This window comes from Pseudomonas sp. CAN1, from assembly GCF_030462585.1.
Taxonomy (GTDB): domain Bacteria; phylum Pseudomonadota; class Gammaproteobacteria; order Pseudomonadales; family Pseudomonadaceae; genus Pseudomonas.
Genome location: NZ_JASMRU010000048.1, coordinates 21,804 through 30,080, shown reverse-complemented (window position 1 = coordinate 30,080; position 8,277 = coordinate 21,804). Strand labels below are relative to the sequence as shown.

The following is an 8,277-nucleotide window of genomic DNA, read 5'->3' as shown; positions in this document are numbered from 1 at the left end:
CGAGGTGCGCGGGCTGGCCCGGCGCACCCAGGAGTCAGTGGAGGAAATCCGCGAGGTGATCGAGAACCTGCAGGCGCGCGGCCAGTCGGTCACCAGCGCCATGCAGGGCAGCTTTGCCCAGGCCCAGGGCAACGTCGATCAAGCGCGCCAGGCCATCGGCGCATTGCGGCGCATCGGCGAGGCGGTGAACCTGATCAGCGAGATGAACCTGCAGATCGCCAGCGCGGCGGAGGAACAGAGCAGCGTCGCCGAGGAGATCAACCGCAATATCGCCGGCATCCGCGATGTCACCCAGAGCATTTCCGATCAGGCACAGCAAGCCGCCAGCGCCAGTCGTTCGCTGAACGATCTGGCCAGCCGACAGCAGGGATTGGTGGAGCAGTTCCGCGCCTGACTCAGACGTCGTTGCAGCGCAGGGTCTGGCGCAGGTACTTGAGGGTGTGCTGCTGGCCCTGGGAATCCAGGTAGACCATGGTCGCCTGGCTGATTTCGCAGCGCTCGTTGGGTTGCGAGATGCTCAGCACCTTGGCCACGTCCAGCGGCATGCCGTAGTGGTAGACCACGGCATCGTCAGCGAAGGCAGTGAAGGACAACAGCAAGGCGGGGATGGCGAAGAGTGCGCTAAGGGTGGATTTCATGGCAGGAACCTCGGGGATCACGCGGGTCGCGTCGATCGTGGCCCACTGCCATAAATCTAGCTGATCGGACCTTTCCTACACAGATCGACTTCGACAATGCATTTCTTCAGATAACGCAACAATGGCGGCTCGCCGCCCGTTTCGCTTGGTGATTGTCACTCCGGTTGTTAGCTGATTGGCAGCATTCGCCTCCTTGAAGCGTTTGCAGCCATGGCTTTCCCCCGCAAGAATGAACGCCATCGATCGGATCGGGAGGCGCCATGAAACGCGTAGCCATGTTGCTGTTCCCCGGCGTGCAGGCGCTGGATGTTTCCGGGCCGCTGGACGTGTTCGCCGAGGCCAATGCCTTCGTGCCTGCCGGCCAGGGCTACCAGGTGGTCACCCTGGCTGCGCCGCCCTGCCCTTTACGCGCGTCCAATGGCCAACTGCTCGGTGCCGACTTCAGTCTCGAACAAGGTGACGGCGCGGCCGATATCCTGCTGGTGCCGGGCGGGCCGCAATTGCCCGACGAGATACCCGCGCCCGAGTTGCTCGACTGGCTGCGCGCGGCCTGCGCCCTGGCGCCGCGCTATGGCTCGATCTGCACCGGCGCCTTCCTGCTCGGCCATGCCGGGCTGCTCGACGGCAAGCACGTGACCACCCACTGGAGCGATGCACGACGGCTGGCCGAGTTGTTTCCGCAGGCCCTGGTGGAGCCGGACCGGATTCATGTACGCGATGGCGCACTGGTGACCTCGGCGGGCGTGACCGCCGGTATCGACCTGGCGCTGGCACTGGTCGCTGAGGACCACGGTGCAGCTGTGGCGTTGTCGGTGGCGAAACGTCTGCTGGTGGTAGCGCAGCGCCAGGGCGGGCAATCGCAGTTCAGCCCCTTCCTGCAGGCGCCGGCCGACGAAGGCTCGCCGGTGGCGCGCATCCAGCGCTACGTGCAGGAGAACCTCGACCAGCCGCTGGGCGTGCCACAACTGGCCGCCCAGGTGGCGATGAGCCCGCGCAGCTTCGCCCGCACCTTCGTCCGCGAAGCGGGCGTGACGCCGGCAGAGTTCGTCCAGCGCGCCCGCCTCGACGCCGCCCGCGGCCTGCTGGAAGGCAGCGACCAGGCCCTGAAGATGATCGCCTGGCGCTGCGGCTTCGGCAGCGCGGCACGGATGCGCCTGGTGTTCAACCAACGCCTTGGAGTGACGCCGACGCAGTATCGCGAGCAGTTCCGCCGCAACGGCTGACCCAGCACGCCAGATTGGCCGGCGTGCCTCGCCGTAGGATGGGTGGAGCGCAGCGATACCCATGCTGTCGGTGCACCGAATTGATGGGTATCGCTCCGCTCCACGCCATCCTACCTGTGCGCTCACTGATAGCTCTTGCTCGGGTTCGCGCCTTCCCTCGACCAGGTAGCTCGCAACTGGCCGGATGGATTCGCGGACAAGGCCCGCTCCTACTGGTTGATGCCGTTGCGCTCCCGTAGGAGCGGACCTTGTCCGCGAAATGCACGCCCCCGCGCCATGCCTCCCGCTCAGATCGGCGGCGCCGAGCGCAGCATCACCGACTTCAGCGCGAACGCCGACTTGATCCCCGCCACGCCGGGAATCTGCGTCAGCGTATTGGTCAGGAACAGCTGGTAGGCCGACAGGTCCTTCACTACTACCCGCAGCATGTAGTCGGCGTCGCCGGTCATCTGGAAGCAGCTCATCACCTGCGGCGCCTGGACGATGCGTTCTTCGAACCGGGCGAGGTAGTCGCCGGTCTGTTTTTCCAGGGACACCGAGACGAACACGCTCATGCCGCCGGACAGGCGCTCTTCGTCGAGGCGCGCGAAGTAGCCCTGGATGTACTGCTCCTCCTCCAGACGGCGCACCCGGCGCAGGGTCGGGGTCAGCGACAGGCCGATGTTCTGCGCCAGATCGCGCCAGGACAGGCGCCCATCGTCGGCCAGGGCGCGGAGGATTTTCAGGTCGGTGCGGTCGAGATCAGCCATTTTTCTTCGTACTACCCAGAGCTGTTTTTATAGTTCAAACACACTAATCCGGAAGCTCAGACCTAGTCAATTTGGAGCAAAAAACCAATCGGTCACACCTATACTGAAACCACAACTACAACAACCGAGGACCTCACCATGAGTGATGTCACCACCCGCCCCGCGACCCCGCGCGGCACCCGCACCGTAGCCCTACCCGGCCGGGTGCGCCCGCCAGGCATGGCCTCTTCCGTCTGCTGATCCACACCCACGATCACAACTGGAGACCGACCATGACCGACTACGCTCCGCTCCGCCTGCACGTCCCCGAGCCCACCGGGCGTCCGGGCTGCAAGACCGACTTCTCCTACCTGCACCTGTCGCCCGCCGGCGAGGTGCGCAAGCCCGACATCGATGTGGAGCCGGCGCAGACCACCGACCTGGCCTTCAGCCTGGTGCGCGTGCTCGACGAAGACGGCAACGCCGTCGGCCCCTGGGCCCCGGACCTGAGCCACGAACAGCTGCTGCGCGGCATGCGCCTGATGCTCAAGACGCGCATCTTCGACGCACGCATGCTCACCGCCCAGCGCCAGAAGAAGATGTCCTTCTACATGCAGTGCCTGGGTGAAGAGGCCATCGCCACCGCCCACACCATGGCCCTGCGCGACGGCGACATGACCTTCCCGACCTACCGTCAGCAAGGCATCCTGATCACCCGCGACTATCCGCTGAAAGACATGATCTGCCAGCTGCTCTCCAACGAGCAGGACCCGCTCAAGGGCCGCCAGCTGCCGATCATGTACTCCAGCCGCGAGAAGGGTTTCTTCTCCATCTCCGGCAACCTCGCCACCCAGTTCATCCAGGCCGTCGGCTGGGGCATGGCCTCGGCAATCAAGGGCGACACCAAGATCTCGTCCGCCTGGATCGGCGACGGCGCCACCGCCGAATCCGACTTCCACACCGCCCTCACCTTCGCCCACGTCTACCGCGCGCCGGTGATCCTCAACGTGGTCAACAACCAGTGGGCGATCTCCACCTTCCAGGCCATCGCCGGCGGTGAAGGCACCACCTTCGCCAACCGTGGCGTGGGTTGCGGCATCGCCTCGCTGCGGGTCGACGGTAACGACTTCCTCGCCGTCTACGCCGCCTCGCTGTGGGCTGCCGAGCGCGCCCGCCGTGGCCATGGCCCGAGCCTGATCGAGTGGGTCACCTACCGCGCGGGCCCGCACTCCACCTCGGACGACCCGTCCAAGTACCGCCCCGCCGACGACTGGACCAACTTCCCCCTGGGCGACCCCATCGCCCGCCTCAAGCAGCACCTGATCGGCCTCGGCATCTGGTCCGAAGAGCAGCAGGAAGCGCTGAAGAAGGAACTGGAAGCCGAAGTGATCGCCGCGCAGAAGGAAGCCGAACGCCACGGCTCGCTGGTGGACGGCCATGTGTTCAGCGCCGCCAACCTGTTCGACGACGTCTACAAGGACCTGCCGGAACACCTGCGCCGGCAGCGCCAGGAGCTCGGGGTATGAATGCCATGAACCAGCAACACGAGAACGCCCAGGCGGTCACCAGCATGACCATGATCCAGGCGCTGCGCTCGGCCATGGACGTGATGCTCGAACGCGACGAGAACGTCGTGGTGTTCGGCCAGGACGTCGGCTACTTCGGCGGCGTGTTCCGCTGCACCGAAGGCCTGCAGAAGAAATACGGTACCTCGCGGGTGTTCGACGCGCCGATCTCCGAGAGCGGCATCATCGGCGCCGCCGTCGGCATGGGCGCCTACGGCCTGCGCCCGGTGGTGGAAATCCAGTTCGCCGATTACGTCTACCCGGCCACCGACCAACTGGTCTCGGAAGCTGCGCGCATCCGCTACCGCTCGGTCAACGACTTCACCGTGCCGATGGTGGTGCGCATGCCCTGCGGCGGCGGCATCTACGGCGGGCAGACCCACAGCCAGAGCCCGGAGGCGATGTTCACCCAGGTCTGCGGGCTGCGTACCGTCATGCCGTCCAACCCGTACGACGCCAAGGGCCTGCTGATCGCCTGCATCGAGAACGACGACCCGGTGATCTTCCTCGAACCCAAGCGCCTGTATAACGGCCCGTTCGACGGCCACCACGACCGCCCGGTGACGCCCTGGTCCAAACACCCGGCCAGCCAGGTGCCGGAGGGTTACTACAGCGTGCCGCTGGACAAGGCGGCCATTGCCCGCCCCGGCTCCGAACTGACCGTGCTGACCTACGGCACCACCGTCTACGTGGCCCAGACCGCCGCCGAGGAAACCGGCATCGATGCCGAGATCATCGACCTGCGCAGCCTCTGGCCGCTGGACCTGGACACCATCGTCGAGTCGGTGAAGAAGACCGGCCGCTGCGTCATCGTCCACGAGGCCACCCGCACCTGCGGCTACGGCGCCGAGCTGATGTCGCTGGTCCAGGAAAACTGCTTCCACCACCTCGAAGCCCCCATTGCGCGCGTGACCGGCTGGGACACTCCCTACCCGCACGCCCAGGAATGGGACTACTTCCCGGGGCCCGCGCGCGTCGGCGCGGCCTTCAAGCGCGCCATGGAGGTCTGAATGGGCACTCACGTCATCAAGATGCCGGACATCGGCGAAGGTATCGCCGAGGTCGAGCTGGTGGAGTGGCATGTCCAGGTCGGCGACGAGGTCCATGAGGACCAGCTGCTGGCGGAAGTCATGACCGACAAGGCCACAGTAGAAATCCCCTCGCCGGTGGCCGGYAAGATACTTGCCCTGGGCGGCGTGCCCGGCCAGGTGATGGCCGTGGGCGGCGAACTGATCCGCCTGGAAGTGGAAGGCAGCGGTAACCACCGCGAAGCGGCACAAGCCAAGGCCCATGAAGAAGCGCCGGCAGCCAAGCCGGAAAGCAAACCCGCACCTGTCGCCGAAGCGCCCAAGCCTGCGCCGCGCGTCGAGAGCAAGCCGGTCGCCCCGGCCGCGCGCCCTGCTCCGTCGCCGGCCCCGCGCCGCGCGCCGGGCGAGAAGCCGCTGGCCTCGCCGGCAGTGCGCCAGCGTGCCCGCGACCTCGGCGTGGAACTGCAGTTCGTCCAGGGCAGCGGCCCGGCCGGACGCATCCTCCGTGAAGACCTGGAACACTTCCTGGAACACGGCGGAGCGACCATCGCCTCTGGCTACGCCGCACGCCACGACGAACACCAGATCCCGGTGATCGGCCTGCGCCGCAAGATTGCGCAGAAGATGGCCGAGGCCAAGCGGCGCATCCCGCACTTCAGCTACGTCGAGGAGATCGACGTCACCGACCTCGAAGCGCTGCGCGTGCACCTCAATGCCAAACACGCTGCGGCACGCGGCAAGCTGACCCTGCTGCCGTTCATTGCCCGCGCCATGGTCGTCGCCCTGCGCGACTTCCCCCAGCTCAACGCGCGTTATGACGACGAGAACGACGTGATCACCCGCTACGGCGCGGTGCACCTGGGCGTCGCCACCCAGAGCGACAACGGGCTGATGGTGCCGGTGCTGCGCAACTCCGAGTCCCGCGACCTGTGGGGCAACGCCGCGGAAGTGGCGCGCCTCGCCGAAGCCGCGCGCCATGGCAAGGCCAGCCGCGAGGAACTCTCCGGCTCGACCATCACCCTGAGCAGCCTCGGCGCACTGGGCGGCATCGTCAGCACGCCGGTGATCAACTACCCGGAAGTGGCCATCGTCGGCGTCAACCGCATGGTCGAGCGGCCCATGGTGGTCAGCGGCCAGGTAGTCGTGCGCAAGATGATGAACCTGTCCTCGTCCTTCGATCACCGGGTGGTCGACGGCATGGACGCAGCGGCCTTCATCCAGGCCGTGCGCGCCCTGCTCGAACATCCCGCCACCCTGTTCATCGATTGACTGGAGCCCTACACGTGAAACAGAACCAGACTCTCGAAACCACCCTGCTGGTGATCGGCGGCGGCCCCGGCGGCTACGTCGCGGCGATCCGCGCCGGCCAGCTGGGCATCCGCACCGTGCTGGTGGAAGGCGCGGCCCTGGGCGGCACCTGCCTGAACATCGGCTGCATCCCCTCCAAGGCGCTGATCCACGCCGCCGAGGAATACCTGAAAGCACGCGAGTTCGCCGGCAAGTCGCCGCTGGGCATCAGCGTGCAGGCGCCGAGCATCGACATCCAGCGCACCATGGAATGGAAGGACGGCATCGTCGACCGCCTGACCACCGGCGTCGCCGCGCTGCTGAAGAAGCACGGCGTCACCGTGGTGAACGGCTGGGCGAAGATCGTCGACGGCAAGACCGTCGAGGTCGATCTCGCCGAAGGCGGCACCCAGCACATCCACACCGAACACCTGTTGCTGGCCGCCGGTTCGAAATCCGTGGAACTGCCCTTCCTGCCGGTAGGCGGCAATGTCATCTCGTCCACCGAAGCGCTGGCACCGAAGACACTGCCCAAGCGCCTGGCGGTGGTTGGTGGTGGCTATATCGGCCTGGAGCTGGGCATTGCCTATCGCAAGCTCGGCGTGGACGTCACGGTGGTGGAAGCGCAGCCGCGCATCCTGCCGACCTATGACGAGGAGCTGACCAAGCCGGTCGCCAACTCCCTGCGCAAGCTGGGCATCGAGCTGTACCTGGGCCACAGCGTGATGGGCCTGGAGCCGGACGGCAAAGGCCTGCGCGTGCAGGATGGCGCCGGCTCGCAGCGGGTGATCGAGACCGACCAGGTGCTGGTCGCCGTCGGCCGCCATCCCAACACCGCCGGCTGGAACCTCGACACCCTGCGCCTGGACATGAACGGCCGCGCCGTGCAGATCGACGAGCAGTGCCGCACCTCCATGCGCGATGTCTGGGCCATCGGTGACATCGCCGGCGAGCCCATGCTGGCCCACCGCGCCATGGCCCAGGGCGAGATGGTCGCCGAGATCATCGCCGGCCAGCGCCGCGCCTTCACCCCCACGGCGATCCCGGCGGTGTGCTTCACCGACCCGGAAGTGGTGGTGGTCGGGCTGTCGCCGGAACAGGCCCAGGCCGCAGGCTATGAGGTGCTGACCGCAAGCTTCCCGTTTGCTGCGAACGGCCGCGCCATGACGCTGGAATCCAGCGACGGCTTCGTTCGCGTGGTGGCGCGCAAGGACAACCACCTGATCCTCGGCTGGCAGGCCGTGGGCAAGGCGGTGTCGGAACTATCGACAGCCTTCGTGCAGTCCCTGGAAATGGCCGCCTGCCTGGAAGACATCGCCGGCACCATCCATGCCCACCCGACCCTCGGCGAAGCGGTGCAGGAAGCTGCGCTGCGCGCGCTGGGGCATGCCTTGCACGTCTGAAGCCGCCGCTCTCCAACTCTCCAGGCTTCCCCTTCTGACCCGCCGCTTGGCGGGTCTTTTTTGTCTAGCGGGCTTGTCGTAGGGCGCATAACCCGGAACGGGTTATCCGCCGTTGGGCTGGCGGCGGATAACGTTGTGGCGTTACTCGCCCTACGCTGGGCCCGAACGGCTCCGTAGGAGCGGATTCATCCGCGATTTCTTCACGGCGGATACCGATCGCGGACGGAGTCCGCTCCTACGTACGTGGCCGATCACCGCACAGATTGTTGTTTTCATTTGCACACGATGATGCGCACGTAATTACAAGATCGCCGTCATTAGCCCCACTTGAGTGAATTTAACTCGGCATATCCCGACATAAGCCATCGATCCCCTGTCACATTGACCAAATTAACTATCTGGTAC

8 protein-coding genes are annotated in these 8,277 nt (G+C 66.2%); 6 read left to right on the top strand and 2 right to left on the bottom strand.

The annotated features are described in order from the left end of the window. Positions 1–394, top strand: a 394-nt coding sequence (locus QO207_RS29540) for a methyl-accepting chemotaxis protein (RefSeq protein WP_301535800.1), incomplete at its 5' end; no start/stop codon positions are given. A 1-nt stretch (position 395) separates the two neighbouring features. Here QO207_RS29540 and QO207_RS29535 read toward each other — a convergent pair. After that, complete coding sequence (locus tag QO207_RS29535; RefSeq protein WP_301535799.1) at positions 396–638, bottom strand: DUF2790 domain-containing protein; 243 nt, start codon at positions 636–638, stop codon at positions 396–398. A gap of 260 nt (positions 639–898) precedes the next feature. Between QO207_RS29535 and QO207_RS29530 the strand changes: the two genes are divergently transcribed. Then, complete coding sequence (locus tag QO207_RS29530; protein WP_301535798.1) at positions 899–1,861, top strand: GlxA family transcriptional regulator; 963 nt, start codon at positions 899–901, stop codon at positions 1,859–1,861. A 287-nt stretch (positions 1,862–2,148) separates the two neighbouring features. Here the strand turns inward: QO207_RS29530 and QO207_RS29525 are convergent, their stop codons facing one another. Then, complete coding sequence (locus tag QO207_RS29525) at positions 2,149–2,610, bottom strand: Lrp/AsnC family transcriptional regulator (protein ID WP_015477328.1); 462 nt, start codon at positions 2,608–2,610, stop codon at positions 2,149–2,151. A gap of 272 nt (positions 2,611–2,882) precedes the next feature. Between QO207_RS29525 and QO207_RS29520 the strand changes: the two genes are divergently transcribed. The 4 genes from QO207_RS29520 to lpdA are packed head-to-tail and all read left to right on the top strand — an operon-like array spanning position 2,883 to position 7,872. Beyond that, positions 2,883–4,115 (top strand): 3-methyl-2-oxobutanoate dehydrogenase (2-methylpropanoyl-transferring) subunit alpha, encoded by a 1,233-nt coding sequence (locus QO207_RS29520; RefSeq protein WP_301535797.1) that lies wholly within the window; start codon positions 2,883–2,885, stop codon positions 4,113–4,115. Beyond that, positions 4,112–5,164, top strand: coding sequence for an alpha-ketoacid dehydrogenase subunit beta (locus tag QO207_RS29515; RefSeq protein ID WP_151187003.1), 1,053 nt, complete (start codon positions 4,112–4,114; stop codon positions 5,162–5,164). Before QO207_RS29520 ends, QO207_RS29515 begins: the two co-directional genes overlap by 4 nt. After that, entirely contained in the window at positions 5,165–6,451 is a 1,287-nt protein-coding gene (locus tag QO207_RS29510) for a dihydrolipoamide acetyltransferase family protein (RefSeq protein ID WP_301535796.1), read from the top strand. It abuts the gene before it with no gap. A gap of 14 nt (positions 6,452–6,465) precedes the next feature. Continuing rightward, on the top strand, positions 6,466–7,872 hold the full coding sequence (gene lpdA, locus QO207_RS29505) for a dihydrolipoyl dehydrogenase (RefSeq protein ID WP_301535795.1): 1,407 nt from the start codon (positions 6,466–6,468) through the stop codon (positions 7,870–7,872). Positions 7,873–8,277 lie beyond the last annotated feature (405 nt).